The sequence below is a fragment of the Streptomyces sp. NBC_01304 genome, from assembly GCF_035975855.1.
Classification (GTDB): Bacteria; Actinomycetota; Actinomycetes; order Streptomycetales; family Streptomycetaceae; genus Streptomyces.
Genome location: NZ_CP109055.1, coordinates 3,269,057 through 3,293,942, shown reverse-complemented (window position 1 = coordinate 3,293,942; position 24,886 = coordinate 3,269,057). Strand labels below are relative to the sequence as shown.

At 70.9% G+C, this 24,886-nt stretch carries 31 protein-coding genes; all 31 read right to left on the bottom strand.

Features of this window, described 5'->3' with window-relative positions:
- Window positions 1–68 precede the first annotated feature (68 nt).
- The 31 genes from OG430_RS14330 to OG430_RS14180 all read right to left on the bottom strand — a co-directional run bounded on the left by OG430_RS14330 (window position 69) and on the right by OG430_RS14180 (window position 24,849).
- Window positions 69–557, bottom strand: coding sequence for a hypothetical protein (locus OG430_RS14330; protein WP_327352871.1), 489 nt, complete (start codon window positions 555–557; stop codon window positions 69–71).
- Window positions 558–627: 70 nt separating this feature from the next.
- Window positions 628–1,272, bottom strand: coding sequence for a hypothetical protein (locus tag OG430_RS14325; protein ID WP_327352870.1), 645 nt, complete (start codon window positions 1,270–1,272; stop codon window positions 628–630).
- A 203-nt stretch (window positions 1,273–1,475) separates the two neighbouring features.
- Window positions 1,476–2,189, bottom strand: coding sequence for a DUF317 domain-containing protein (locus tag OG430_RS14320; RefSeq protein ID WP_327352869.1), 714 nt, complete (start codon window positions 2,187–2,189; stop codon window positions 1,476–1,478).
- Window positions 2,186–2,956 carry a hypothetical protein gene (locus OG430_RS14315; RefSeq protein ID WP_327352868.1) on the bottom strand — a complete coding sequence of 257 codons (771 nt, stop codon included), beginning with the start codon at window positions 2,954–2,956 and terminating at the stop codon, window positions 2,186–2,188. The genes OG430_RS14320 and OG430_RS14315 overlap by 4 nt, the downstream gene beginning before the upstream one ends.
- A gap of 104 nt (window positions 2,957–3,060) precedes the next feature.
- Window positions 3,061–3,825 carry a hypothetical protein gene (locus OG430_RS14310; protein WP_327352867.1) on the bottom strand — a complete coding sequence of 255 codons (765 nt, stop codon included), beginning with the start codon at window positions 3,823–3,825 and terminating at the stop codon, window positions 3,061–3,063.
- Window positions 3,822–4,097 carry a hypothetical protein gene (locus OG430_RS14305; protein WP_327352866.1) on the bottom strand — a complete coding sequence of 92 codons (276 nt, stop codon included), beginning with the start codon at window positions 4,095–4,097 and terminating at the stop codon, window positions 3,822–3,824. The genes OG430_RS14310 and OG430_RS14305 overlap by 4 nt, the downstream gene beginning before the upstream one ends.
- A 61-nt stretch (window positions 4,098–4,158) precedes the next feature.
- The gene (locus OG430_RS14300; RefSeq protein ID WP_327352865.1) at window positions 4,159–5,946 is read right to left on the bottom strand and encodes a TraM recognition domain-containing protein; all 1,788 of its coding nucleotides are present in this window, start codon (window positions 5,944–5,946) and stop codon (window positions 4,159–4,161) included.
- 63 nt (window positions 5,947–6,009) lie between these two features.
- Window positions 6,010–6,771 carry a DUF317 domain-containing protein gene (locus OG430_RS14295; protein WP_327352864.1) on the bottom strand — a complete coding sequence of 254 codons (762 nt, stop codon included), beginning with the start codon at window positions 6,769–6,771 and terminating at the stop codon, window positions 6,010–6,012.
- Window positions 6,772–6,776: 5 nt separating this feature from the next.
- Complete coding sequence (locus tag OG430_RS14290; protein ID WP_327352863.1) at window positions 6,777–7,376, bottom strand: hypothetical protein; 600 nt, start codon at window positions 7,374–7,376, stop codon at window positions 6,777–6,779.
- A gap of 69 nt (window positions 7,377–7,445) precedes the next feature.
- Window positions 7,446–8,264, bottom strand: coding sequence for a DUF317 domain-containing protein (locus tag OG430_RS14285; protein WP_327352862.1), 819 nt, complete (start codon window positions 8,262–8,264; stop codon window positions 7,446–7,448).
- Window positions 8,261–8,605, bottom strand: coding sequence for a hypothetical protein (locus OG430_RS14280; RefSeq protein ID WP_327352861.1), 345 nt, complete (start codon window positions 8,603–8,605; stop codon window positions 8,261–8,263). Before OG430_RS14280 ends, OG430_RS14285 begins: the two co-directional genes overlap by 4 nt.
- Window positions 8,606–8,645: 40 nt before the next feature.
- The gene (locus OG430_RS14275) at window positions 8,646–9,479 is read right to left on the bottom strand and encodes a DUF317 domain-containing protein (protein WP_327352860.1); all 834 of its coding nucleotides are present in this window, start codon (window positions 9,477–9,479) and stop codon (window positions 8,646–8,648) included.
- Window positions 9,476–10,282, bottom strand: a complete 807-nt coding sequence (locus tag OG430_RS14270) for a DUF317 domain-containing protein (protein ID WP_327352859.1) — start codon at window positions 10,280–10,282, stop codon at window positions 9,476–9,478. Before OG430_RS14270 ends, OG430_RS14275 begins: the two co-directional genes overlap by 4 nt.
- On the bottom strand, window positions 10,279–10,668 hold the full coding sequence (locus OG430_RS14265; protein WP_327352858.1) for a hypothetical protein: 390 nt from the start codon (window positions 10,666–10,668) through the stop codon (window positions 10,279–10,281). Before OG430_RS14265 ends, OG430_RS14270 begins: the two co-directional genes overlap by 4 nt.
- Window positions 10,669–10,983: 315 nt before the next feature.
- Window positions 10,984–11,337, bottom strand: coding sequence for a hypothetical protein (locus OG430_RS14260; RefSeq protein WP_327352857.1), 354 nt, complete (start codon window positions 11,335–11,337; stop codon window positions 10,984–10,986).
- On the bottom strand, window positions 11,334–11,738 hold the full coding sequence (locus OG430_RS14255) for a hypothetical protein (RefSeq protein ID WP_327352856.1): 405 nt from the start codon (window positions 11,736–11,738) through the stop codon (window positions 11,334–11,336). Before OG430_RS14255 ends, OG430_RS14260 begins: the two co-directional genes overlap by 4 nt.
- Before the next feature lie 27 nt (window positions 11,739–11,765).
- Window positions 11,766–12,533, bottom strand: a complete 768-nt coding sequence (locus tag OG430_RS14250; protein ID WP_327352855.1) for a hypothetical protein — start codon at window positions 12,531–12,533, stop codon at window positions 11,766–11,768.
- A 29-nt stretch (window positions 12,534–12,562) separates the two neighbouring features.
- A complete protein-coding gene (locus OG430_RS14245; RefSeq protein ID WP_327352854.1) occupies window positions 12,563–13,273 on the bottom strand; it encodes a hypothetical protein in 711 nt (236 codons plus the stop codon).
- A 21-nt stretch (window positions 13,274–13,294) separates the two neighbouring features.
- The gene (locus OG430_RS14240; protein ID WP_327352853.1) at window positions 13,295–14,206 is read right to left on the bottom strand and encodes a hypothetical protein; all 912 of its coding nucleotides are present in this window, start codon (window positions 14,204–14,206) and stop codon (window positions 13,295–13,297) included.
- On the bottom strand, window positions 14,203–14,976 hold the full coding sequence (locus OG430_RS14235; RefSeq protein WP_327352852.1) for a tetratricopeptide repeat protein: 774 nt from the start codon (window positions 14,974–14,976) through the stop codon (window positions 14,203–14,205). The genes OG430_RS14240 and OG430_RS14235 overlap by 4 nt, the downstream gene beginning before the upstream one ends.
- Window positions 14,973–15,389, bottom strand: coding sequence for a hypothetical protein (locus OG430_RS14230; protein WP_327352851.1), 417 nt, complete (start codon window positions 15,387–15,389; stop codon window positions 14,973–14,975). Before OG430_RS14230 ends, OG430_RS14235 begins: the two co-directional genes overlap by 4 nt.
- A gap of 107 nt (window positions 15,390–15,496) precedes the next feature.
- Window positions 15,497–15,994, bottom strand: a complete 498-nt coding sequence (locus tag OG430_RS14225; RefSeq protein ID WP_327352850.1) for a hypothetical protein — start codon at window positions 15,992–15,994, stop codon at window positions 15,497–15,499.
- Between the two features lie 171 nt (window positions 15,995–16,165).
- Window positions 16,166–17,965: a hypothetical protein gene (locus tag OG430_RS14220; protein WP_327352849.1), complete on the bottom strand. Its 1,800-nt coding sequence runs from the start codon at window positions 17,963–17,965 to the stop codon at window positions 16,166–16,168.
- Window positions 17,962–19,104 (bottom strand): AAA family ATPase, encoded by a 1,143-nt coding sequence (locus OG430_RS14215; RefSeq protein WP_327359091.1) that lies wholly within the window; start codon window positions 19,102–19,104, stop codon window positions 17,962–17,964. The genes OG430_RS14220 and OG430_RS14215 overlap by 4 nt, the downstream gene beginning before the upstream one ends.
- A 194-nt stretch (window positions 19,105–19,298) precedes the next feature.
- Window positions 19,299–19,520: a hypothetical protein gene (locus OG430_RS14210; protein WP_327359090.1), complete on the bottom strand. Its 222-nt coding sequence runs from the start codon at window positions 19,518–19,520 to the stop codon at window positions 19,299–19,301.
- A 106-nt stretch (window positions 19,521–19,626) separates the two neighbouring features.
- Complete coding sequence (locus OG430_RS14205; RefSeq protein ID WP_327352848.1) at window positions 19,627–20,883, bottom strand: MFS transporter; 1,257 nt, start codon at window positions 20,881–20,883, stop codon at window positions 19,627–19,629.
- Window positions 20,884–20,929: 46 nt separating this feature from the next.
- The gene (locus OG430_RS14200; RefSeq protein WP_327352847.1) at window positions 20,930–21,859 is read right to left on the bottom strand and encodes a hypothetical protein; all 930 of its coding nucleotides are present in this window, start codon (window positions 21,857–21,859) and stop codon (window positions 20,930–20,932) included.
- A gap of 132 nt (window positions 21,860–21,991) precedes the next feature.
- On the bottom strand, window positions 21,992–22,342 hold the full coding sequence (locus OG430_RS14195; RefSeq protein WP_327352846.1) for a hypothetical protein: 351 nt from the start codon (window positions 22,340–22,342) through the stop codon (window positions 21,992–21,994).
- Window positions 22,339–22,740 (bottom strand): hypothetical protein, encoded by a 402-nt coding sequence (locus OG430_RS14190; protein WP_327352845.1) that lies wholly within the window; start codon window positions 22,738–22,740, stop codon window positions 22,339–22,341. Before OG430_RS14190 ends, OG430_RS14195 begins: the two co-directional genes overlap by 4 nt.
- Window positions 22,741–22,808: 68 nt before the next feature.
- Window positions 22,809–23,990 carry a hypothetical protein gene (locus OG430_RS14185; RefSeq protein ID WP_327352844.1) on the bottom strand — a complete coding sequence of 394 codons (1,182 nt, stop codon included), beginning with the start codon at window positions 23,988–23,990 and terminating at the stop codon, window positions 22,809–22,811.
- A gap of 52 nt (window positions 23,991–24,042) precedes the next feature.
- Window positions 24,043–24,849 (bottom strand): DUF317 domain-containing protein, encoded by an 807-nt coding sequence (locus OG430_RS14180; RefSeq protein WP_327352843.1) that lies wholly within the window; start codon window positions 24,847–24,849, stop codon window positions 24,043–24,045.
- Between the last annotated feature and the right edge of the window lie 37 nt (window positions 24,850–24,886).

The following is a 24,886-nucleotide window of genomic DNA, read 5'->3' as shown; positions in this document are numbered from 1 at the left end:
GCGGAATACGGGGTTGGCGGAAATGGGGATGTCCTTGCAGTGAGCGGGGCGCTGTCCGTGGGCGGAGGTCAGCGGCGGGGAGCGGGGGCGCGCTGCGCGGCGGGCGCCGGCAGGGCCGGGGTCGCGGCGGGGGCGCGGGGCGAGGCGAAGGCGGGGGCGACCTCGTCGAGGCCGTCGGCGAGGTCGCGGGCGGTGTCCGTGGCCGTACGCAGCCATTCCCAGGTAGGGGTGGGAAGTTTTCGCCAGTGGGCGTTGTCGCGAGCCCATTCGAGGATCTCGGCGGCGTTGCGCAGCTGTTCGGAGAGCTGAGCGAGTACGGCGTTCTGTTGGTCTGCGTCGCGCTTGGAGGCCACGTACTGGAGGAGTTCGTCGAGGGCGTTGGGCGCCGGGTCTGGGTCGTCGGGGAGTCCGTAGAGCCGGGCGTGCAGGGACTGGGCGATGCCGTTCGCGGGGCCGCCGGAGGACCGGTGGTCGTAGCGCGGTGCGGCCAGGCGGCGCAGCGTGAAGTGGACGACGACGTCGCGAGGCGTGGCATTGGGGTGGACCTGGGCGGCCAAGGCACGCGCGATGTCGTGAGGGGTGGGGGTGTCGGAGGGCGTGAGATCTCCCGGGAAGTCGAGTGCGGGATCAGCGGGCGCGGCTGGCAGCAACCGCCGGCAGGGGCGGAGCCGGTCGTGTGGTCAGTGCGGTGGGGCGTGGTCGCCGTGCGAACGAGGCGGCGAGGTCGCGGCGCCCGGCTGCGGTGAGATGGAGGCGCTCGTCGTGGAACCAGAGCGGGCAGTCCTCGCGGGCTACGAGGCCGCGGGCCTCCAGGGCGCGGACGGTGCTGATGGTGAGGCGCAGGTCGTCGCGGCGCAGGTAGGGCTTGCCGTCGGCGATGGTCACCTCTCCGCGTGCTACGGCTTGGAGCGCGGCCTCCTGCGCGGGAGACATAGGCGGTGGTTGGTGCTGCGGGGCAAGGCCCCGGCGGCGTCGGTCGGTGACGTAGAGCTCCGCGGCTGCCAGCGCGTCGGATGCGCCGAGCGCGGTGAGGTCTGTGACGAGGGTGAGGCGTCGGCCGGCCTCTTGGCGTGCCTCCTGCTCAGACAGCACAGCCAGGAAGTCGTCGCCCAGTTCGATGGGCAGTCCTTCACGGGTGTGGTCGAGGATGTCGACGGCGTCGATCAGGTGGTCGGCGGTGTCGGTGGCGAGGTGGGCGAGTTGCCGTAGGCGCGAGTACACCGCTCGGATGTCGGGGCTGTGATACATCGACTGGGCGTTGAGGGTGTTCACGATGTCCAGTGCCGAGTGGGCGAGGTGCTGGGCGGACGCGGTGCGGTGGGTGAGGAAGTCGGTGAGGTTCGAGTTGTAGAGCCGATGCCGGGTGAGGGCGTCGTTGTGCCGGGTGAAGTCGGCAGCCAGCGCGAGGAGTTCTTCGGCGGGCTCAAGGGGGAGGGTCTTCTCGGTCAGGATGACTCCGGGGCAGGCATCGGGGGTCAGTGACGACGGCCGGGCTGGGATAGCCGTGCGAGGGCGTGTGCGACCTGGGGGTTGATCGCGGCCCCGCGGACTGGGGTGATCAATGCGCTCTGCTCATCGAGCGAGCTGAGGGGAATGTCGCGGAAGGCCCGCTCCACGGCGATGGGCGCTGCCAGGTTGGCGAAGAAGTTCCGCACCAGGCCCTCGGGCACGTCGCGGGTGAAGGTGGCCAGCGGCTGGTTTTCGAAGTAGGCGTGCACGGCCTGCCAGCTGACGTCTTCTTCGGGTGTGTGCAGGAGTTGGCAGTACCAGTCGGGGGAGGTCAGCACGCGGTCCTCGACGGTCCACAGGTGGAGCGTCGCGAGCTGGTCGACGGGCATGTCGGTGATGGGGATTTGCTCGGCGTGGCGGGTGTCGCCGAGCAGCTGCGGCAGCGCCTGGGTGACGGCGGCGACTGCCTCCAGGGGAGCCTGCCGGCTGAACACGACTTCCCAGTACGGCTCGTGATGGGTCACCTTGCACCAGCGGCCGAGCGGCTGCAGTGGGTCGAAGTCGACGAACAGGCTGCCGTCGGGGCTGTCGATCGTGACGTGCCCGGTGGTGGCGTCGTGCTGTGTCGGCCAGCCGAAGAGGTGGATGAGCGGGCCGAGGACGTCGGCGAGCTGATCGCCGGCGCCTGCCATGTAGCGGGGGGAGACCATGACCCGGTCGTCGGGCGCGTACGCGGTCATCGGCGGGCTCCCTGAGCGATCACGGCCTTGGGCGCGGCGACCACGGTGGTTGTAGGCGCGATGTGCGGGCGCTGCTGGGCCAGGGCCTGCTGCCCCTGCTCGGTGACCGTGATGGTCTGTCCGACGACCAGAGGGGTTCGGGTGTCGTTGGTGACCAGCTCGTGCTTGGCCAGGACGCGGTAGGTAGCAATGGAGACGCGGGCTCCGTTGTTGGCGGCGACTCGGGTCTCGCCCTTCCTGCGGTTTGGATTCCGATACAGATGGCCGCCGTTGTGCAGGGCGGCGAGGGCGCCGTGCTGGGCAGGGGTCAGAGCTGGACCCGCCGTCTGCTGTACGACAGCAGGCTTGAGTTCCTGCGCGGTGGTCAGGTCCTCGGTGATGCCGTGGGCGAGGTAGTGGCAGCCGATCGCGCACAGGTCGAGCTGGTGGACGGCATCGTCGAGGTGCCCGTTCATCTTCGGGATGGCCTCGGCGTGCCGGGCGGTGCGTATCGCCTCGCTGGTGGCGGGATAGCCGGCGAACTCGGCGCCCTCGTAGGGGTTGGCGAGCACCACGTGGGCCAGGTCGGTGCCGGCGAGCGACGACGAGGACACGACCGAGGCCAGCAGGTTCAGGCTGGCCTGGCTGCCGGGGACGCTTGTGTACGTGCTGTTGTCGAGTGCCTTCAGGCGCACCAGGGCGGTGGCTGTGAGGTCCTGCGCTTGGAGGAGGAGGGGACTGATGTGGCGCAGGGCGTCCGTGCCGGGCGTGTAGGAGATGTCTCGCACGCGCGCTTTGAGGGCGTCGAAGTCGTGCGCCAGCTGCCGGAGTTGGCGGGCTTGCTCGTTCAGGTCGGGTGGGGGCGTGGGGATGGGGTGGCTCCTGTGAGGGTTCAGCGGCTTCGGGTGGCGGCTTGCGCTGCGGCGGGCAGGGGGCGGGGCGTGGTGCCGGGCGCGGTGCTCGGCCTGGCCGGAGGCGCGTCGATGACCGAGGCGAGGGCGGTGATGCCTGCGGAGGTGAGGCGTACGCGGTCCAGGGGCGGGCCGCCGATGTAGGCGGCGGGCGCCGAGCGGGCGGTTCTCTCGGCCAGGCCCTTCGTCTCCAGGGAGCGGAGGGTGCTCATCAGCACCTTGGGCTCGCGGGAGCGGGTGAACTCGCGGCCCAGCGAGCTGCTGGACACGACGTGTCCGCAGGCGATCTCGGCCAGGGCCGTGCGGTGAACGGTGTTCAGCCGGTCGTCGGGGGCCGGCGCGGTGGCCCAGCGGCGCCGCCGGGTCTCGGAGGCCAGCGTCATGGCGCAGCTGACGGCGGCTTCTGGGGCCAGCGCGGTCAGCTCGCGAGCCATCCCGGTGCTGAGGTCGGCCGAGGCGCTGGCGAGGAAGGTGAGCTGCTTCAGTCGCATGACGGTCTCGGTCAACTCGACGCTCTCATAGAGCCGTTCGCCCTGGATCGCCTTGATGCCGGACTGGGTGTCGGCGGCCAGACGCTGCGCGGAGGGGGCGTGGGCATCCGGCGCGGGCTGCGCGGTCGCGCGCAGGAGGAGGTCGAGCGCGTCGTTGTGCTGGGTGTACTGGTCGGCCAGGTGGAGCAGGCGCTCGACGGGCGTCGGCGGTGGTGCCACCTCAAACAGCTGGGCGTCTGCAGGTGATGGAGTCATGCGCGCGAGCGGTGGCGAGGAGCAGGTGCACTGGACACCGTCGGTGTGGTCGCGGGCCTCGGCACCTGCCCGTCCGCGATGTACGCAGCAGATGCGGAGGATTCGAGGGTGGCGGCGACGTCCGCGATGTGCCTGCAACAGGCGAGCGCCTGCTGGTTCGTTGCGGTGTGGGTGAGGGCCTGCAGAGTGACTTCGGGGTCACTGTTGCCGCATTCGAGGCAGCAGCGATGGTCGGGGTTCCAGTCGCTCGGGACTTCGTGGATCTGTGTCATAGGCGGGTTCCAAGTGGGCTGACGGACGGTGCACAGAGGGGATCGAGGAAGCGGGCGCGTGCTACGCGGCGGGGCCGAAGTCGGACTGCTTCGGGGCGGCTTTGGCGATGGCGCGGGCGGTGATGCCCTTAGAGGCGCGGGCGGAGGCGGCGGAGAGTTCCTCGGCGCCAGGCTCGAGATACCAGGGGCGCAGGTCGAGCATGGCCGCGCGCATGCCGGTGGCGAACGCGAGCGCGGTGCCCTTGGGCAATGCGCGGATGGCGTCGGCGGCCAGGATGCGTTCCTGCCGCATGGACACGGAGGTGGACTTGCCGGACTCCGAGGTCGAGGTGGAGGTCGTCTCGACATCGTGGTCGCCGATCAGGCGGCTCAGCTTGTCCGCGAAGTCCGGGTCGTCGATACCGCTGCCGATCACCTTGATCGTGGAGGCGGACCACATGGCGTCCATGCCCGCGTCCCCCCACACCTTCTGGCCCTGGCGGTACGACTGCAGGATGGTGATCGGGATGATGCCGCGCGAGCCCAAGTGGCTGTACAGGTCGGGCAAGTCGCTGATCTTGCAGACGTTTGCGGCCTCGTCGAGGATCGCGAGCATCGGCGGGTCGAGGCGTCCGCCGGCGCGTTCGGCCTGCGCGGTCGCGGCCCGCATCACGCTGTCCGCACACGCGGCGATCAGGGCGCTGGCTCCTCCGCCGCCGTCCTTCGACAGTAGGTAGAGCGTGTCCTTGGAGGTGACGAAGGTGCGGGGCGTGAACTCCGGCACGTCCTTTTGTGGGGTCACCCAGGCGGCAATCTCCGAATTGAGGAGGGCGGCGGCGTACTGGCGGGCCGTCTCGTAGATGCCGTCCCGGGTTTCGGGCGGGCCCTCCACGGTGCCCTTGAGCTGGGCGGCGACCGCGGCGAACTTGTGGTCGCGCAGGATGTCGAGCGGCGTGCGGTCGGCGGGAAAGGCGAGCCACGCCATCACGTCGGTGATCGGCCGTTCGTCGAGCGCGGCGGCCAGGAAGAGCTGGGACAGGATGTTGCTGCCGGCCTTGGACCAGAAGTCGCCCTGCTGGCTCGCGTCCACGGAGGCGGCGAGGAAGTGGCCGGCCAACCGGCCGGCGCCGTCGAGCGTCCTGGCGTCGGCCAACGGGTTCCACCACATGGCTCGTTCGGCATGGGCGATCTGCTGCGGGTCCATCGACCAGGTCCGGCCGACGGCTGCTCGCGCATCGAGCGTCGCGGTGTAGGCATCGCCGGCGGCCTTGTTGGACGTGAGCAGGACCGGGCCGGGCGCGCTGAGGATGGAAGGGATCGCCAGCGAGGTGGTCTTACCCGAGCGGGGCGCCATGATCGCGACGGCGACGTCCTCGTACCCCATGCGTACCTCATGCCTCGTGCCCTGGAGATTGCCGAGGAGGATCCCGGTGTCGGCCGCGGCGATGTGCTTGGCGTCCTTCAGGCTCGGGCGCAGCGACCGCGCTTTGTCGGTGATGGCCTTCGACATCAGCGGCTCGATGTCCCGCTGCTTAGCCATGCCGGCCACGTGCTTCTTGCGCCCGCTGCCGCCGCCTCGGTGCCGCTTGTAGAGCACGGCGGCGGTGATTCCGAGGGCGACGAGTACGGCGCCGGGCGCGATGCGCGTGCCGAGCAGGAGGGACGTTTCGCTCAGGTCCGGCCATAGCTGGTCGGGATGCAGGAGCGCCTGAACCGGCTGGTAGGGGGCCGTGGCGGAGCTGGTGGCCCAGGCGGTGAGATTGCCCCCGAGCCAGGCGAGGTTGGACAGAGGCACGGCGACGGCGATTGCGCCAAGAAGGATCTTGAAGGCTATGTCGTAGCCGTCGGTGGACTGGGAGGAGGTCGGCAAGAGGGCGGTTCCTGGGGAGGGTGAGGGTGGTGTGCGCTCAGTGGCAGGCGGCTTCCGTACGAGTCAGGGCGTGCGGCCAGGAGATGACGCGGACGGAAGCTGCGCGGGCGGCGTACTCGGCTGCGGATGGCGGCCGGTCAGATGCTTGACGCGGTTCTCCAGCGCGAAGGCGACCGTCTCCACGGGCACGGGCTGCCTGACGTCGTGCCGGTGGCGCACGCCGAGACCGGGCATGCGTTTCGGGTCGCGGATGACGGGGGTGGCGTCGGTGAGCGCACGGGTCAAGGCGGCGACCAGATGGGGCGGGGTGGTGCCATCCAGGCACGCCTCCCACAGCTCGTCGTCGGGGGTGCGGCCGTCGGTGACCGTGATGAACCAGTGGTCGAGGCCGTGTTCGCTGACGTACTCGACACGGACCACGCCGTCAGGCGACACGAGGCCGCTCTGGCGGGCATCGTCGCGCCAACCTGCCTGCCGCAGAGGAGCGGTGGGCGGCGTGGCAGCGCGCAGGGCACGGGGGTTGGTGAGGGCGTCGGTGAAGGCAGCGATGATCTCGACCGGCGTGTGGGCGTCGAAGGTGGCCTGCCATGCCGGCTGGTCGTCGGTACGGGCGTGGCTGATGGTCCACCACGGCTCGTCCGGGTCCGGGTCGATCCGTAGCATCGCCTGCTGGTTGGGGCTGGTGAGCAGCACACGGGGCATCAGCGGATCGTGGCCGTAGCTCCAGCCGCTGGCCCGGTGGAGAGGGACGGTAACCCAGCCCGGATCGCCGCGGCCGGCGAGATAGACCGGGGAGACGAGGGTCAGCTCGACGGTGTCGCTCATGCCGGTCACCGCCGGACCGCGGACGATGCGTCGGCGCCCTTGGGCACGGGCGCCGTCGTCGACAGAGTCAGTGCGGATGCCGTCGACTGCTTCTGCGCCAGCGCGTTGATGGCGAAGAGCGCCTGGCCGTGGATCGCCCACTGGTCGAGGTAGGACCAGGCTTCCGCATGGCTCTCGGCGAGGGGTTCGTCGTACGCCTTCGTGCCGGGCCAGGCGCTTTCGAGTAGGGCGGCGCGTACAGCGCGCCAGTCGTCATGGACGGCATACAGGCCCTGGGTGGCCTCGTGCAGTTCCCGTACCTGCCAGGCGTAGTGCCGGGTCCGGTCGGAGGGCGACAGCAGAGCGAGCTGCTGTTTGGCGACGTGTACCAGTTCGTCGGCGTGGTGGTACACCCGGCCGAAGGCGGCAATGGTGTCGGCGTCGCGTTGCTGCTGACGCAGGCCGTACGCGTCCTCGTCGTAGGGCTGGAACGTCTTGGGGTCGGAGTGCTGGTCGGAGTAGTGGTCCCAGGCGGCGAGGATCTGCCGGCTGTGCCGCAGGTAGATCGCGAGCCGGTTGAGATAGAGGCGGCGCGCCGGGCTCGTGGGTTCGAGTGAGATGGTCAAAGAGGGCCTTTGGGCGGGCAGTTGTGATGGGCGGCGGTGTATGGAGCGGCCGGGACCGCCCCACACGGGTCAGCGGCCCCGAGCGGCAGGCGTGATCGACTCGATGGCGGGCGCTGACGGAGGCCGGGCCGTGGGCGCGGCGCTGCGGTGGGCCTTGCGGGCGGTGGACCTGCTGGCCTTCAGCCGTGCTTCGTGGGCGGCGGCGAGCTGTTCGCCCTGGGCGCCGCGTTCCAGCTGCGTGACCAGGTGGGAGTGCGGGACGTCGTAGTGGCCACGGGAGACGGGCGCGGGGTCGACGAGGGCGGTGGCGAAGCCGGCGAGCAGGTGGCGTGGGGTGCGGTCGTCGAAGTACGCGTGCCACAGCCGGTTGTGGCCGCCGAGGCCGGTGGGCAGCGCTACTTCGGCCTTCCAGCTGAAGTAGTCGCTGGTCAGCGTTGCCGACCGCTCCATGGTCGTGATGCCGTCCGGATGGCGTGCACGCTCGTTGCCTCGTTCGTCGCGCTCGTAGGTCCAGCCCGCTGCCTGCAGCGTCGGCCAGATGTCCGGCTCGACCTTGGGTGTGGTCTGCAGGAGCGGGTCGGTGAATCCGGCGATGATCTCGGCGGGCGTGTTGCCGCCGAAGGACGCGTACCAGCGCTCCGACGAGACCCGCCACCAGGAGCCGTACGTGTCCGCAGTGGGCTCCAGGACGAGCGTGTGCCGGTAGTCAGGGCTGGCCAGGACGACGTGGGGGAAGTCGGGGTCGCCGTAGTTCTCCCACCCGCCGGCCCGCAGTGCCTGGGTGACGTGGCGCGGGTCACCGGGACCGGCGAGGTGGCGGGGCGTGGTGTCGAACCAGATCCGCGACCAGGGGTCGTCGGCCTTGCTGGCGGTGTAGGGGCGTGTCACGACGCCGGCGCAGCGGGCGCGAACGTGAGGCCGTTCAAGCGCTGTATGTCCCAGTGCAGGATGTGCCAGTCGGTGGCCTCCTGGGCAGCTTCCCGGAGTCCGGTGATGATCAGGCGGATCTCGTCGGTCTGGGCACCGGCCTGCTGGGAGACGAGGCGTGCGGCGCTGCGCAGGACGTCGCCGAGGAGGATGGGGACGCCGGTGTCTTCGTCGAGGAGGCCAGCGAGCAGGGGAAGCGCCTCGGATGCGGGCGGATCGGTGCGCAGGTAGTCCCTTATCTGGGCCAGGGTGGCCGTCGTCTGCGCGACCTGGTCGGCGCTGGGAACGGTGGGGTTGGGCATCAACGTCCTTGTGTGGAGGGGAAGGCGAGGGAACGCGTGATCAGCGGTGCTTCCTGTGGCGAGGTGGACCTTGGGGAGGTGGCGGTGTCGCCGGGGACTGCTCGGGTGGGCCGAGGTGTTCGGTGGCTTGGAGCCGTTGCAGGTGGAGCAGACGGTGTTGTTCTGGTGTGACAGTGCTGCGGAGGGAGTTGAGGAAGCCGAAGGTGTGGCCCGTCGTCTGACCCTCGGCGCGGAGCAGCGGCGCGGGATCGGTGAGTGCGTCGACGAATCCCGCGAGCGCGGCGGCCGGAGCGGCCTCCTCGATGGAAGCGCCCCAGACCCACCGGCGCCGTGTGTCGGAGACGGGTATGGAGACCTCGACGTCCCAACGCCACCGGGGTGTCTCTGACAGCGAGGAGACGCGGGCCAGCACGGCGGTCTCATCAGGCGACAGGGCGGCTCGCTCGCGACCGGCCCGCCGCGTCGCCCAGCCCCGGCCGGCCGCGAGGCGCCACAGGTCTGTCGGCGGCTGCTGTGGAGTGGTGCTGGTCAGGGCATCGGTGAAGCCTGCGATGACCTCCACCGGGGTGTTGCCGCCGAACTGGGCTACCCATGCCGGGTCTTCGGCCGGGTGGATGCGCCACCAGGTGCTCCGCTCGTCGGGTTCGGGCTCGAGCGTGAGGTGCAGGTGGTGGTCGGGGCTTTCCAGCAGGACGTGGGGAAAGCCGACGACCGAGTGATTGCTCCACCCCGACGCGAGCAGATGCTCGGTTACGTGCCGGGGGTCGCCGCCGCCGGCCAGGTGCCGCGGTGAGACCTCGTTCAGCCAGCGGACGGCGTTGACGCGATGCAGGGTGGGCCCGTTGACGCGGGAGTAGAAGCGTTCGTGGCTCACCGCATCCGCCCGGCCTTGGCGTACGGGCGTGCTCCGGGGGCTTGAGTGCGCGCCTTGTTGGTGGCGAAGGTGTTGCTGGCCCAGGTGGCGGCGCGGGCCGCGGTGATCCGGGCTTGCTGCCATGCGCTGAGCTGCGAGGGCAGTACGGACACGGAGGTGGTGCGGATTCTCTGGGAGGGCGGGATGTGCCCGAGGGGCCGCATTGCCGGCTGCGGATCGGCGAGCGCGGTGCTGAACGCCTGCACGAGGTGCATCGGCGTGGTCGGCGTGAACATCGCCTCCCACACCCGGCCGTGTTCATTGCGGGCGCCGGCCCACCAGTGCGCCTGTCCGGGGGCGGTCTGGTGGAAGCGGAGGACGGCGTCGCCGTCCGGGCTGCGGGCGGTGAAGTGCTGTCCGCGTTCGGTCTCCCAGCCCTGGGCCTCAAGCGGCGCCCACACGTTGGGGGCGTGTGCCGAGCGCGGCCGGGTCAGTGCGTCGGTGAACCCGGCCACGATCTCGACGGGGACCTGCCGGCCTAGGGTGGCGTGCCATGCCTCTTGGGTCGCGGTCTGCTTTCCGCTGATGGTCCAGCCGCCGGGCTGGGTGTACGGGTCGTATCCGATGCGCATGGACTTGTCGGGGCTGTCGAACACGACAGGGCCGCCGGACTTGGACTTGTCCCGCCAGCCCGAGGCGCGCAGGTACTCGGTGACGTGGCGCAGGTCTCCGCCGCCGGCGAGGTGGCGCGGCTCAACGAGGTAATGCTGCTGCGCCTGTTGACCAGTTGGGCCCCAGCCGGACCACTGCTTGTTCTTCTTCACCGGCGCCGCCTGAGGACCATCGCCGAGGCGACCGGCGCAGCGGTCGGCCTGCTGGATGCGATGGCGGGCGCGGTGACCTTCTTGATGCTGCCGGTGTGCTCGTTGAGGTTGGCGCCCACACTGTCGAGTTCGTTCGCGGCGCGGCCCAGCGCCAGCCAGACCTCGGGCGGCAGAACACCGCGCTCGGAGTGGACCTTCGCGAAACGCGAGCCGGTGGAGACGAGTTCGGTGACCTCGCCGAGAAGTCCGGTGTCGTAGTCCAGGACGGTGGCAAGGATCTGGGCCTGCTCGTGCGGCGGCGCCAGGGCGAGGTGGCGGCGGAGCTGGCCGATCTGGGCGGTGATGGCGTCAGCGAGCTGTACGGAGGGGAGGTTCGAGTCGGTCATGGGCTCCTGAACAGGGTGTTGCTGAGGGTTAGTTGTGGTGCTGGCGGATGCGGTAGCTGTCGATGAGGACGAGCGCGTCGCGGCGGCGGGCCTCGTCGAGGGTGGCCTCGGGGCGTCCGCCCGCCAGCGGGATGGTGCGCTCCTGGCTGCCGAGGGTGACGGCGCGCAGGTAACGGCGGAACAGGGCGGTGACCAGGCGGGGTTTGCGGCTGGCGGTGATGGGCGGTGGCGTGCGGTCGGGTTCGTGAGTGACGGCGGGCTCCTGGGGAGGGTGGGGCCGGCCCCAGTGGGCCGGGGCCGGCGACGGGTGGGCGGTTAGCGCGTACGGTGCGCTCGCGCAGAGCGTGGTGCGGGTGGCGGGGGCTGGCGATGTGCTGCCTGTGCGGCGCGGTAGGCGGTGCCGCCGAACAGGCCCGTGTCGATGTCGACCTTGTATCCGGCACGGGCCAGCAGGGGCGCGGCCCGGTCGGCCATGGACTTCATGGCGATCTCGTCCATCCCGTCGGGGACTTGATGCCAGACGTCGTCCAAGGCGCTGTGCCGGTCGAGACCGAGGTTGTCGAGCAGGGCCAGGAGAGGCTCAGAGGCGCCGGTACGGGTGTCGACGTAGATCGTTCCGTCGCGGTGGTAGAAGGTGACGTCGACGTCGTATTCATCGGCGAGGCTCATCGGCCGCGTGCCCCTGTGGGACGGTCCGTGGTGGGCACTGCGGCCACGACGGGCGACGGGGCCGGGGCGCTTTGGTTGCGCATGGCCGATGCGGCGTTGGTGTAGGCGGCGGCGTCCCAGACGGCATCATCGATCTGGACCACGTATCCGGCCTTGTGTAGCCAGGGCACCGCCTGGGTGGCGAGCTGCTTCTTTGTGTTCTCGTCGAGGTCGGCGGGTGCTTCGTGCCAGACGTAGATGGGCCCGGGAGTGGGCAGGGTCCGGCGCTCGAAGCCGAGGCTGTCGAGGAGGGCAAGCAGCTGCTCAGGTGCGCCGGTTGGGGTGTCGGCGTGCACGGTATCGGTGAGGGGCTTGCGGTAGATGGTGACGTCGGTGCCTTCGTCGTCGGCACGGTTTCCCACGTGCGGTTGCTCCTGTGCGGGTCGGGGCTATCGCCGTCGCGTGGACGGCGCGGATGTGGTGACGGACGGGCTCGGCGGCGCGGTGGGGGCGGTGCCCAGGGCGGGCCGGGTTGGCGGATGGCGCAGCACGGTGTCGATGCCCAGCTCGGACAGACGGTCTCCGGTGGCTCGTACGGAGGCGGCCTGGTGGGCGGTGTCGTCCCCGGACAGCACGAAGACGTTCCGGTCGGGCGCGAAGACGAAGCCGTTCTCGGTCAGGGCCTTGGTGACGTCGGCACGGTCGGGCTTGTCGACGACGATGGCCTCGCCGGACCAGGTCATCACGACGCGTTCCGGCTCGGCCGCCTGCGGTGCCGCGAGCCGGGCGGCGTTGCTGCGGACCTGGGCGAGGGCCTTGTCGTACCGCGGCAGCAGGTCGTGGGTGACGTCCTCGGCGGCGCTGAACGGGTCGGCGTCGACCGCGATTCCGTCGGGCTCGCGGACGGCGCGGAATGCCTCGTCCGGTGCGTCGTCGGGGGCCATGGCGGCGATCAGATATCCCTCGCCGTGCCCGATCGGGTCGGCGACGAACAGGCGGGTTCCGTCCTCACGGGTAATGACGGCGCACTGGTCCACGGTGTGCTTGGCCAAGGCGTCGGCGACGTCGTTCATGTCCCACACGCGGTCGGTGAGCGCGCCGTGGTCGTTGTTGCCACCACGGTCCGGGTGGTACGTGCTGGTCCAGGCGCCTGGTAGTTCGCCGGCGAGGACCGCAGCGAACGAGCCGAGACTGGTGTCGGGGGTGGGGTCGTGCATGGGCTCCTCGGAAAGTGAAGGGATGCGGGTCATCGCCGCGGGTGTGCCGGTGCGGGGGCGGCGGGCACGGCGACGGAACTGGTGGCCAAGCGCGGCGGAGGCGGCGGACAGGCGCAGACTGCGGAGGCTTCGCGCTCGTCCGGTCCGACCTCGGCGGTGCACGCGCGGCGCTGGGGATGGTCCTGGTGCCGGTCGGCGAGGTCGTTGCGCATGTGCGCGAGGTCGGACCACAGGACACCGAGCCGATGCTCGGCCAGGTAGTGCAACCGCTTCGCGGTGTGCGGATCCGGTGCCTGGCCGAGGTCCTGATAGAAGGCGGCGGTGGCCGCGAGCACCTCGCCGAGGGCGATGAGCACGCCGTCGTGGGAGGCGGTGAGTTCGGTCAGGGCGTCGGCGACCTCGTCGCTGGTGGTGGCGTCGCGGATCTGTTCGGCGAGGTGTGCGACCTGGGAGCCAAGCGGCAGGTAGTGCGCCTCGCGTGTCTCGGTGTCGAAGGCGTCGTCGGTGTCGACGCCGTACTTGACGGCGCGCAGCCGGGCGACGGCGCGGGTGGCGAGACGTTTCTCCTCGGCTTCGTCGAGGCCGACGGGCAGACGGTGATAGGTCTCGTGGAGGCGGACGACGGGGACGAAGCCGGTGCGCTCAAGGATGCTGTGGGCTTCGGGATCCCCGCCGCGGGCGAGGACTTCCCCGGAGTGCACATCACGCCCCAAGGTCAGGAAACGATCGGCAAGAGCCAAGAAGGTGTTCTTTCAGTCGGGTCAGCGGGAGAGCCGGACGCCGGACGGGCCAGGTGCGACGAGCGGCATGGACGCAGGGGGTGTTGGCCCTGCAAGGGGCGGTCGAGCGGGGGTTGGCAGGGCGGCAGCCAGAGACTCGAGACTCTCTTGGATGCCGTACAGGCGGCGGGCCACCATTTCCAGCTGGTGTGCGATGTCGGGGCCGTATGCGTCCGGCAGGTCATCGAGGCGGTGGGCCGTGTGCTCGATGAGGCCACGAACCGTGGACAGCGGTCCGGTGCGTTCGGCGGCGAGCTGGCGCAGCAGTACGGCGAATTGAGAAGCGGCATCGGCGGTGCCGGCTTCCAGTCGGCGGCCCGCGAACCGGGCTTGCTGGACGGGTTGCTGCGGATCGGGCCCGGTACGGGGCGAGATGAGTCCCAGCTCGGCCTCGATGCGTCGGCTCTCCGCAGTTAGGAGCGCGAGCAGCCGGTGCGGCTGTGCGGTCCAGGTGTCGTCGGGGCGGATGAGGTTGGCGATCAGATCGAGGCGGCCGGGCTGCGCCTGCACGGCGATCCAGCGGCAGCCGTGGTCATCGCCGGGGCGCTGGATGCCGGCGGCGCGGGCGATCCGGTGGGCGATCTCAGTCCACTCGGGGCGGGTCAGCTCCCGGTCGTCCGGGTGCAGCCGCACGTCCGCGTGCCAGATGGCGCGGCGGTCGCCGTGCGGACTGACCGGAACGGGGTGGCGCCAGTTGGGGTCGTCCAAGTGCTCGGCGAACTCGGCGGTCGTCCAGCTCTGCCCTTCGTCGAGGGGCGTGTAGACGTCGAGGTTGTCCCAGTGGGCGACCACCGTGTGGTCGGTCAGGCCCTCGCGGTCGCTGACCGGGCGGCCGAGGGCTTCGGCGAACGCCTCGCCGGCGCTGAGGTCGCGCGGTCCAATACGGATGATCATGGGGTGGGATCCGGGCGGTTGGGGATGAGGAGGGCCAGGTCGTGCGCCGTGGTGATCAGGGCGCGTTCACGTACCAGGTCGGCGTGGACTGCCAGTTCGCCGGGTGGCAGCAGCTCCAGGGCGTGGTCGATGGCGGTGAGGGCCTCGGGGTACTGGCCCAGACTCCGCCGGGCCGAGGCCATGCGGAACAGCGCGATCGGATCGTTCAGCCCGCCCTCGGGGAGCAGTCCCACCAGGGCGAGCAGCATGGGTGCTCGGCCGGGAAGGAAGGTGCCCAGCCACACGCCGTGCAGCAGGACGTGCAGGGTCTTGGGGTGGCCGGGTGCGGCCACGAGGACCCGGTGCAGGACGGCGAGGCCGTCGGAGCGGGACTGCCCCAACCGTGCGAAGCCGTACAGGGCTTCGCTGTACGGGTCCTCGTTCAGCACGCTCACCGGCACCTTGTTCATGAGTGACTCGATGTCGCGGCAGCGGAAGTCGTAGCGCAGCGTGCTGAGGTAGAGGTGCCGGTACGTCCGCCAGATCACCGGGTCCGGGCCGGCGTCGGTGACGTGCTCGGGGGTGAGCGTGACCAGCGCGCTGTTGCCGGCGGCGCGGGCCTGCCAGGCGACGTCGGCGCACACTTCGGCTGACTCCTGCCACGTCGCGTCCAGTTCGCGCAGAGCCTCGGCGAGCAGCGTCGGCCACTCGCTCCCGGTGAGCGCTTCGATGGCCGCTGAAGCCGCACCCTTCAAGGCTGCGGCGCGCTGCGAGCCGAGTGCCGGGATCACTGGCTGCCCCGGGCGTCTGCGACGTGCACCACCTGGTTGAGGCGGTTGACCGAGTACCAGCCGCAGTCGACGTCCTCGTCGGCGTCGGCCAGGCGCGGGATGAGGTAAGTACGCAGCGCCTGCTGGTAGATGAGGCAGTCCGGGCAACGGCTGGAGAGGTGGACCAGGTAGCGCGGGTGCGCGGTGATGTACGTGCGCGCGCCGCCGGCCGGGTCGTACAAGCGCCAGCCGTCCTCGTCGGTCGGGGTGTGCCACGACGGGGTGACGACCTTGTAGGCATCGCCCCACAGTTCGCTGCCGGAGGTGCCCTTGAGGATGACGACCTGGTCACCGGGCCGGAAGTGGGCGTGGGTGATGTCCCGGTCGGGGGTGACGATGTCACCCGGGGCATGCGGATGGCGGGAAACGGGCACAGCAGGGTTCCTTCCACGAGGGACGCGGGGAGGCGGTGGGAGGAACAAGGATCCGGACGATCCCCGGTTTCGGTAACCGGGGATCGTCGGGTATACAGCCCTGCGTCCTACCGGAACGGGTTCTCCGTCCCGATGTCGTCCGAGGCGGCGGCGTCCAGGAGTTCGGGCAGGTCAGAGCCCTCAGCGTCCCTCTGGTCGATCCACCATCCCGCGCGGGCGACGGTGCGGATCTTGTCTTCCAGGACGGCCCAGTCGGCCTCGTCCCAGGTGCCTTCACTCACCAGCGCGCTGTACGCGGCGGTGACGAGCTGGTGGCGGGAGCGCTCGCCCCAGTCGAGGGCCTTCTCGGGCCCTTCGAGCGGCGGCATGTCGAACTGCTCGGCCCACTCGCGGGCGGCCTGCTGCTCCTCGGCACGCTTGGCGGCGAGCCACGCCTCCTTCGATTCCGTGTCGGCGTCGCGGGCGGCCTTCCAGCAGTCGGTGCAGTCGCGGCCTTCGAGCCAGCGGGCGAATCCGGCGCGCCGGTCGGCAGGTCGGTCGGACAGGTTATGCGTCAGTTCGTGTCCACAGCTGTGGACAATTTTCCAGGTCGTTCGGACAGCCATGTTCTGGGTGATCTCCTTGCCGTGGCGGGCAGTTCAGGGGTTAAGGCCGGGTATGTGCGGTCGAGCGGACTGATGGTGGGGGTTCAGCGGCGCGCGACATGGGCTGGCCTGCGGAGGTGGTCTGGAGCGCTTGGCGGTGGTCTCGGGGACGCTTCCGCCTTATGCGTCGTCTCAGCGTGTCCTGCGGATGGCGTCTGTGGCCGCCTTGGCGATGGCGACGGGAGCGCTGGCGGGCTGGGGCAGGTGGAGCAAGGTGGTCCCCGGCAGGTGCTGGGACCTGGCGGTGAGGGTGAGCTGGAGTACGGCGCAGCCTGCGGTCGTGAGCTGCTTGACGCGGGTGACGGCTTGAGCGGTTTCGTCGCTGCCGTACAGGGCGTCGGTGACGATCACGAGCAGGCGGCCGGCGCCAGGGCGTCGGAGTTCGAGGCCGTGGTCGAGTGCGTCGATGGCGTCGCCGAGGTTGTGGTGGCCGCCGTTGGCATCGAACGTCGTCACGCGCTCTGGTGCTTGGTGGGTGGGTCGGGTCAGTGCGGTCAGGTGCCTGTCGTAGGCGATGGTGGCGGTGAGGGAGTCGGGGTCGGTCAGGGCTGCTGCGCGTGCCACGATCCAGGCAGCGGACGCGACGGGCGCGCAGGCGGCACGCATGGAGCTGGAGACGTCGACGGCGATACCCACACGCAGCGGTGGGGTGGGAGAGTTCCGGCGGCGGGTGTGGGTGAACGGCTCCGCGGTGGGGACCGACCCGGCCGCGCGCTGAGCGTCGCGGGCGAGGGCCGCGCGCATGTTGAGGCGGCCGGGCGGGGTGGGGCTGGTGGTCCGCTCCTCGGTCCGCTCGCGGTAGGCGGCGGCACGCAGGGCGCGGCTCAGGCGCGCGGCGGCACTCTGCTCGGCGGCGGTGGGCCGACGGGTGCCGGTGACTGGGGTGCTGTGGGGCGCCGTTGTGCCGTCGGGGTTGACGGTGGTGCCACGGGTGTTGAAGACGCTCTTGGCGGTGGCGGCGGCTTTGCGTCGCTGGCCGGCCCGCTGGGCGCGGTCCTGAGCCTGCGCCTTGGCCCGCGACGCCATGGCGTTGTTCGCTGCAGCCTGTGCCGAGAGGTCGGCGGCGTCGGTGGCGGCCGTGTTGTCCATGACGACCCCCACGGCGCCGGACAGCAGATCGGTGAGGTTGCCCGGCACGGGCAGGGTGGGGGCCGCGGTGTCCAGAGCGTCGCACCATTCTTGACCGTGCGCGAGCATGGTCGTGGTGTCGTGGTCGGCGCACTGGTGGGCTGCGGTCCAGATGCGAGTGAGGGTGGCCAGCAGGTTTGCGCCCAGCACCTTTTCGCACAGATCGGCGACAGCCCGGGTCTCGCCGGCGTCCAGGATGCCGACGTCGCGGCGGCCGAGGATCAGGGCCGCCGCGGCGGCGGCGTGCTCGATGCCCTGGAGGGTGGGGTGGGCGATGTCGGGCATGACCAGGGTTCGGGCGCTGGTGCGCAGGTACGTGCGGTCCGTGGGCCGGGTGATCAGGTGTGCGCCTTCGACGCGGCTCTCCTCCAGCAGGAGCGCGGCTTCGACGACACGGGGGTTGGCTCCGTCAGGCTGGGTCCAGACGGAGTGGGCCGCGTGCGCGGCCTCGTGGACGAAGACGCCCCAGGCGGCGGGATAGCGCTCCTCGTCGCCCACGATCCGCGGATGGATCTCGTGGGGCTTCAGCGGGGCGAACAGGCGGGCGTCGACCTCGACCTCGCCCAGAGTGGGGAAGAACGCGGCCGGTGCGCCGCTGCGCGTGCCGGGGCGGCAGGTGACGAGGAGGTCGTTGCGGCCGGAGAGGGCGACCAGCCGGTCGCCGAGTTCGGCTCCCACGCGCAGCCACGCGGCCGGGGAGGAACGGGGTTGCGCGGGCGGGGCGCCGTCGTCGTCCCAGCGCGCGAGGTCGGCAGCGTCGTCCCGAGTGGTGGCGGGTGACTGGACGTGGTGGTGGGCGCTCATCGCGAGCGGCCCCGGTGCGCGGAGCCGGTGCTGCCCAGGGGCTGCCGGGCAGCCGAAGCCGGGAGCTGCTTGCCGAGGGTGAGAGGCGCGATCTTCTTGACGCCGACAGCCTTGATGACGGCGTCGGCGACGGTGTCGCGATCCTCCACAGGAGCGATGCCGACCAGGTTTGCCAGCGCGGCATTGGTGCCGAGGACGGCCTCGGTCTTCTGGTAGCTCAGCAGCTCTCGCAATTGGGGGGCCCAGCCCAGCTCGCCGAGTTCGACCTGGCGGGCGAGGTTCCGGGCGACCCGGACCACCCGGGCATCGATCCTCAGCGCCAGGGCGAGGTCATAGTCCGTGCCGATCTGGATCTGCACGCTGAACCGGGACGACAGCGCCTCCGTCAACACCGCCCCGTGGACGCCGGGATTGTGGCCTGCCACCACGTAGAAGCCCGGCTCGGCCTTGATGGTCTCGCCCTTGTGGGCCTTGACCTGGATCTGCCTGCGCCCGTCCATCGCGGGATACAGCGCCGCCAACACCTTCGGTGAGATCAAGGTGGCATCGTCGATCAGCAGGGCACGGCCCTCGGTCATCGCGGTGACCAGCGGACCGTACTGGAAGACGTAACCTCCGCTGTCGGCCTGCGTGTACTCGCCGACCAAGTCGCCGACCGTGGTGTCGCCATCGCCAGCGACGGTGAGCAGGTCCGGGAACGCCGCCTCCACCAGCGATGTCTTGCCGGTGCCCGGAGGGCCGTAGAGCAGCACCGGCACGTCGGCGTCGCGCAGGCGATTCAACGCCTCGACGTCGGGCAGATCGGCCAGCTCCCGGGGGTGGTAGAGCTGGCCCCCCGCGCGGCGGATCGGGCCGGTCTGCCTGGGCGTGGCTGCTGCGGTAATGGTCGTGCGGGCCGTGGCCGCCTGGGCGCGGGGAGAGTGGGTGCCCGGTGGGCTGATCACAGCGGTCTGCGCGGCTGCGGTGGTTTTCGCGTTCGCGCGGAACTCCGGTTGTCCGGTTCCGCCTTGGTCGGCCTCGCCGCGTCGCACCAGGGTGAGGGCGGCGTTGCGGACGGCGCCGTGGGAGTGGCCCAGGTGCCTGGCCATATCCCCGATGGTGAGTTTGTCCGCCGGCCGGTCGGCCAGCAGTCGGGCCACCTTGGCCCGTAGTTCGCCGCCCTTGGTGCGCGCTGGACTGGTAGGCGTTCCGGGTGTGGTCAATACGAGGATCCTTCAACAGGTGCGGGTGCGGGCGGGGTTGGCGATGTGCTGGAGAGGCTGGCCGCTCTCGGAGCGGATCACGGACTGTGCCGACATCGGCGACCGGGCCAACCGGGGCGTACCGTCGGCGCTCACCGGCCGACCGAGGGCTCGGTCCAGGTGTAGGAGATGGCCGGCGACGAGCAGCTGGCTGGCTGCCGAGCAGGCCCGTGCGTCTGCTCCGTACCGGGTTCCGTCGCTCGGCAGGCGCAGCCTGGCGTCTCTTCGAAGCCGGCCTGGAGCAGGATTCGCCGGGCGGCGGCGTTGTAGCCGGTGGTGGTGATCTCACCGGTGATGGTGTGCCGGATCGTCATGAACGGTTCTGCTGGTGCTTCGGGCAAGGCGGATCTCCTATCGGTGGTGGCGGGAAAGTGGTGGGGTGTTAGGCGAAGGCGAGGCGGGCCCGGAGCTTCCAGCACATCAGCAGCGCGTGGCATGGGCTGGCCTGCGGCGGTGCCGACCCCGACGGCGTGCGGCACTTGAAACGGCGAGCCGGCGGCCGGCGCCGAGCAGCACCACCAGGCAGGCGAGGGCCCCGGCGGTCGGGAGTGCGGCGATGGAGGGGTGCGTGGAGAGCGCACCCGCGAGCGCGGTGCCTGCGGCCTGACCGGTGCCGACCGCGGCGATCAGCCAGGCGTACGCCTCGGTGCGGGTGCCGGCGGGCGCGAGTGCATCCACCATCAGGAACGCGCTGGTGATCAGCGCGGTGAGGAAGAGGCCCGGCAGTGCCGTGAGCGCGGTCGCGGCGATCGGGCTGGGGTGAATGGCGAGTGGCACCCAAGCGAGCGCGAACAGCAGTGCTGCGGTGCGGAGTTGAGTTCCGAGCTGGCCAGGTCGGCGAAGTCGGCCGTACAGGATGCCACCGAGGAGGCTGCCGACGGACAGCGCGGCGGGGATGACTCCGGACAGCAGGGCCATGCCGTGCCGGTCGGCCATGGACACCGCCCACACGTTCATCGCGCCCAGGGAGAAGCCGACCCCGGAGACGGCGAGGAACAGCAGCCGCAGCCCGCCGTGCTGCAGAGGCCCCAGGAACCCGCCCGTGCGGGTGCCCTCGGGCTGCCACTGACTGGACGGTGCGGCGCTGAGTACGGCGCTCGCCCCGAGCAGCCCGAGTACCGCGGTGACCGTCATGGCGGCGCCGGGCCCCTGAAGGACCGAGAGTGCGGCGACCAGCGGCGGCCCGGCGACGTAGATCAGCCCCTGGGCGCCGGTATCCAGCGCGAGCGCGGCGCGGCGCCGCTCCGGGTCCTTCAGTACGGCGCCCCACAGGGCACGCAGGTTGGCCTCCAACGGAGGCGTGCTCAGCCCCGCGAGGACGACCAGGCCCGCCGCGAGCCCCGGCTGGGCGTGGGCGTCGGTGTACGGCAGCAGCAGGAGGCAGGCCGTGGTGACCAGGACGGCGGCTGTCGTGACACGGGTCTGGCCGCGCCGGTCGACCATCCGTCCCAGCACCGGCTGCCCGACGGCGCTGGCCAGGCCGTACAGCGCGCACAGCAGCCCGCCGGTCGCGAGCGATCCGCCCTGCTCGACGATCAGCAGAAGGATCGCGACGGGGGCCATGCCGTTGGGCAGGCGACCGATCAGGGTGCCCAGTAGCAGCCGGGCGACATGCCGCTCGGCGAGCAGTGGCCGGGAGGCAGTGCGGGCCGGCGGGCAACGGGTGTCGGAGTTCAACGCGGGGATGCTTTCCGTGGGCTTCTGGCTGGGGCGAAAGGGAGGGCTAGCGGGTGCGTCCGGCGGCGACCGCTGCCGGGGGCTTCGGCGGCGTGACGGAGGTGATGGCCGGGCGGGCGGGCTCCCCGGCGGGCCTGACGGTGGCGGTGCGGACCACGTCGAGCAGGTCTTCGCCGGCTTCGAGCCACAGCGCCAGGGCCTCATCCGTGCTGCCCGCTGCGGGTTCGCTTCGGGCGCCGGTATCGGCCGGGGCTCGAGCGAGGAGGATCTCGAATCGGATGAGGACGGCCGTCTCGCTGGCGGCCAGGGGCTTGATGTCGGCCCGGCGGGTGGTCGCGAGCAGGTAGGGCGCGTGGGTGAGGAAGCGGTCCAATGCGCCGTCCAGCTCCACGGCGTCCACGGTGCCGGGTTCGACGCCGTGCACCCAGTCCAGGTCCTCCTGTACTTCGCGGAGCCGTGCCAGGTGCACCAGCTGCTCGAACTCGGGCAGCAGGAGCGAGCGCACGTCGGCCGCTGCCTCGCGGGCGGTGGTGGCGACGACGGTGCGTGGCCCGGCGCCGACGACGTTCAGGTGGTCCGGCGACGGCAGCAGGGTTCCGATCAAGTACTGGCTGTCCCGGGGGCGTTCGACCAGGAGGAGTTCGGTGCCGCCGCCGTCGCGGAGGATCGCCGCACCGGGCGTGCGGCTCTTGTCCAGCGTCGACAGCGCGGGGCTGGCCTCCCACACCCAGTCCAGGAGATGGGCGGGGATGGCGCCGTCCGGATAGTGCTCGATGCTCACGTCCCACTGACCGGGCAGGTCTTCGGCGACGGCGTGCGCGATGTCGCCGACGTAGGGCCGCTCACTCGTGATGACCTTGGCCTGGCAGTCCTGAGCTGTCTGGTGCAGCTGGGTGAGTGCCTCGCGTGCTCGGGCGTGGTCGTCGAGGGGCAGCCGGTGGGCATCGTCCGGGTGCTCCCGGGTGAACCCGGCCAATTCCAGGGCGGTGGTGGCCCATTGGTGCCGCTCGCCGCTGGGGAGAGCGACGACCGTGGCGTTGGAGCCGAGGTGGAGGGTGATGGCGGCGGAGGGAGTCAGGGCGGAAGGCTTTCGTCTCGAACCGGTGGGTCAGTGTCCTTGCCGCCGCGGGGCGCCGGCGGGCGCGGACTGCGCGGTCATGGCGGTCTTCGTGGCGCGCGGCGCCGATGGCGCGGACGCGGCGGGCGGGGTCGCGCGCAGGTCGGGGTCGAGGTCGACGCTGTAGCGGGCGGCGGTGAGCATCTCGGCTGCCCAGCTGGCGTGTTCGTTCTCCCAGGTGCGGCCCAGGCCGAACGGCAGCCGGATCCAGACGCCGCGCAGCTGCGGGTAGGTGTCGAACCCGGCTCGCTTGAGGACGCTCGCGGCGAAGCCGTCGACCGGGCCTTCGACGTCGACTTCGCCGCCCTGGCCGCGGATGATGCGGATCGGGTTGTCGCTCATCGACTCCGCCCCTTCCCGGCTGTCTGGGCACGGCCGCCCACGGGCACGGCGCCGGGCTGGGGCAGAAACTCGGGGAGAGTGGTGGTCGGGGCGGCGCGCTGCTGCGGGGAGCGGGTGGCCGCGGCTTGCGCGATGCGGTTGCGGCGTTCCATCAGCCCGTTGCGTACGGCCGGCTGCGGCGGGGAGGCGCTGCGGCCGGGGTCGAGGCTGTAGTCGGCCTGGACGTCGTAGCCGTGGCGTCGAAGGTCGTGCACGGCCTGGCGGGTGCGGCGGATCCCGTCCTGCTCGGGGTTGGTGAGTCGGTACAGGCCCGGGGTGTCGGGGACGGGCTCGAACTGCTCGCGGACGAGGAACCAGTTCGCGAGGTGTGCGGGGATGTTCGCGGTGGCGGCGGCCACGAATCCGTGGTCGGGGTGGGCGCCGAAGCGGAAGTGGTCAGACAGAGGCGAATCCTTTCTGTGAGCAGTCAGCGGTGCGCCGTGGGGGCGCGGGGTGTGGGCGGCAGCGCGGGGTGGGCGGTGAGCATGCGCGGGCTCGGAGCGGACAGGGTTGCCTGCTCGCCTGGTACGACAGCGCGGGCCTGGCGCTCGAAGACGTCGCTGTCGGTGAGCCACGTCTCGATGGCGGGCAACGCATCCATGCCGAGCTGCGCGCGGACGTGGCTCCACTCGTGGGTGTGCAGCGTCCGAGGGATCGCGTGCAGGTCGGAACTGAGGGTGTTGCTTTCCTGCCAGACCGCTTCGCTGTCTGTGAGCGCGGCGCGCAGCCGGGTCAGTGCCGCTGCGTCCTCCGGCCACGGGCTGGTGGTCGGCTGGCATCGGGCGAGCAGCACTGGAGCGTGTTCGAGGACGATGCGGTACGAGATCCAGGCGTGGTCGGCGAAGGCGCGTTCCATGCTGTCGATCAGCCGGCTGCTGAGTGGAACGCCGTCGGTGTAGCGGCCCGAGGTCTTGATGACCTGGAAGCTCTGGTGCTCCTCGCGGATACGTTCCAGCGCCGACAGGACCGTGTTCAAGTCGCGATTGTGCAGGGCGCGCTGGTAGGCGGGCAGGAACGTGGACGTGATGGCGGACGCGGCCTGGTCGGGCTCAGCGGGCAGCACCATGCTGTGGGGCGTGGTGGGGTCATCACGGACGTCTTCCTTCTCGTGGTCGGTGAGTGCGCCGATGAGGTAACCGCTTGGGTGTCCGGGCCGCTCGATCAGCAGCAGCTCGGTGCCACTTCCGTCTTTCAGTACGGACGCGAACGGCACCCGGTGGTCTTCGAGAGCGCGATAGATCTCGCCGGCTTCCCAGAGCGCGTACCAGAGGTCTTCCTGCCATATGGGGTGGCTGTAGATCTCCAGCTGGGCGCTCCAGGTGCCGGGCAGCCGGGCGGCGATCTCGGTGCCGATGTCGCCGAGGTAGGGCCGCGGGCTGGTGTTGATGGTGGTGCCGTGTTCGTGGGCGTGGGCCACCAGGGTGCTGGCGGTGCGCCGGGCGGCTTGATCGTCGGCCAGGGACGCGGTGTAAGCGCCGTTGGGCTGGCGGCTGAACCCGGCTGCTTCGAGGGCCTGTTCGGCCTGCTTGTAGTTCTTGCCGGAGGTGATAGCGACGAGGCCCAGCGTGCGGCTGGTGCTGAGAGTGATCTCGGTGGAGGGGGTGGGCATCAAGGTCCTGGTGGGGCGAGCCCGAGGGCGACTTCGTCCAGACGGACAGAGCTCAGCGGGTCTTCGGGGCGCGCTTGGGTTCGGGGCTGGGCGATGGTTTGGCAGGCGTCGGCTGCGCCGATGGGGGCCGAGGTGACGGGACGTGCTCGATGGTCACCAGGGGGACGACGGCTTTGGGGAACGGGAAGGCCGTGGAGCGCAGGACGGGCCGGGGGTCGAGCGCTTTGACGACGACCGCGTGCGCGAGGAAGGGGGGCGTCTTCTCCGTGAACGAGATGTCCCACAGGTGACCGAGGTCGTCCGGGGAGGCGGCCAGGTGCCAGGTGATGGAGGCGTCGCCGTGGATGGGTGGCGCCGGCGAGTCCGGTGGCCGGCTGATCACGGCGGCGTGCCCGTCATGCGAGATGAATCCGGAGAGCCCGGAGCTGTCGAAGGGGGTCCAGGCGTCGATGTCGACCAACAGCTCGAACTGGCCGGGCTCGGCGCCGATGCCGTAGACGACGTGATCCGGGTCGGCAGCCAGCTCGGCTGCCAGGGTGCCGAGGAGCGTCGAGACGAACTCGATCGGCACGTTGCCGTTGATCTTCGTCCGCCAGCGCTCGGGCGCGTCCTCGTCAGTACGGGCCGAGATCACCATGTGGGTGCCTCGGCCCACGGCTGCTTGATCGTGACGGATGGTGATGCGCTGGCAGGGGCTGGTGACGGTCAACGACGCGTTGCCGGTGTGGGCGCTCCACGCGGTCTCCTCGGCAAAGATGTCCAGGAGCTGGTGGTGGTCACTGGGGAGGCTGGCGGCGAGATAGCGGGGAGAGATGAGGATCTTCTCGCGGGGCCGGTCCTGGGCGGGGTCGTTGGGCATGGGTGCTTTCGGTCGAATGGGATCAGGGCGGGGCGAG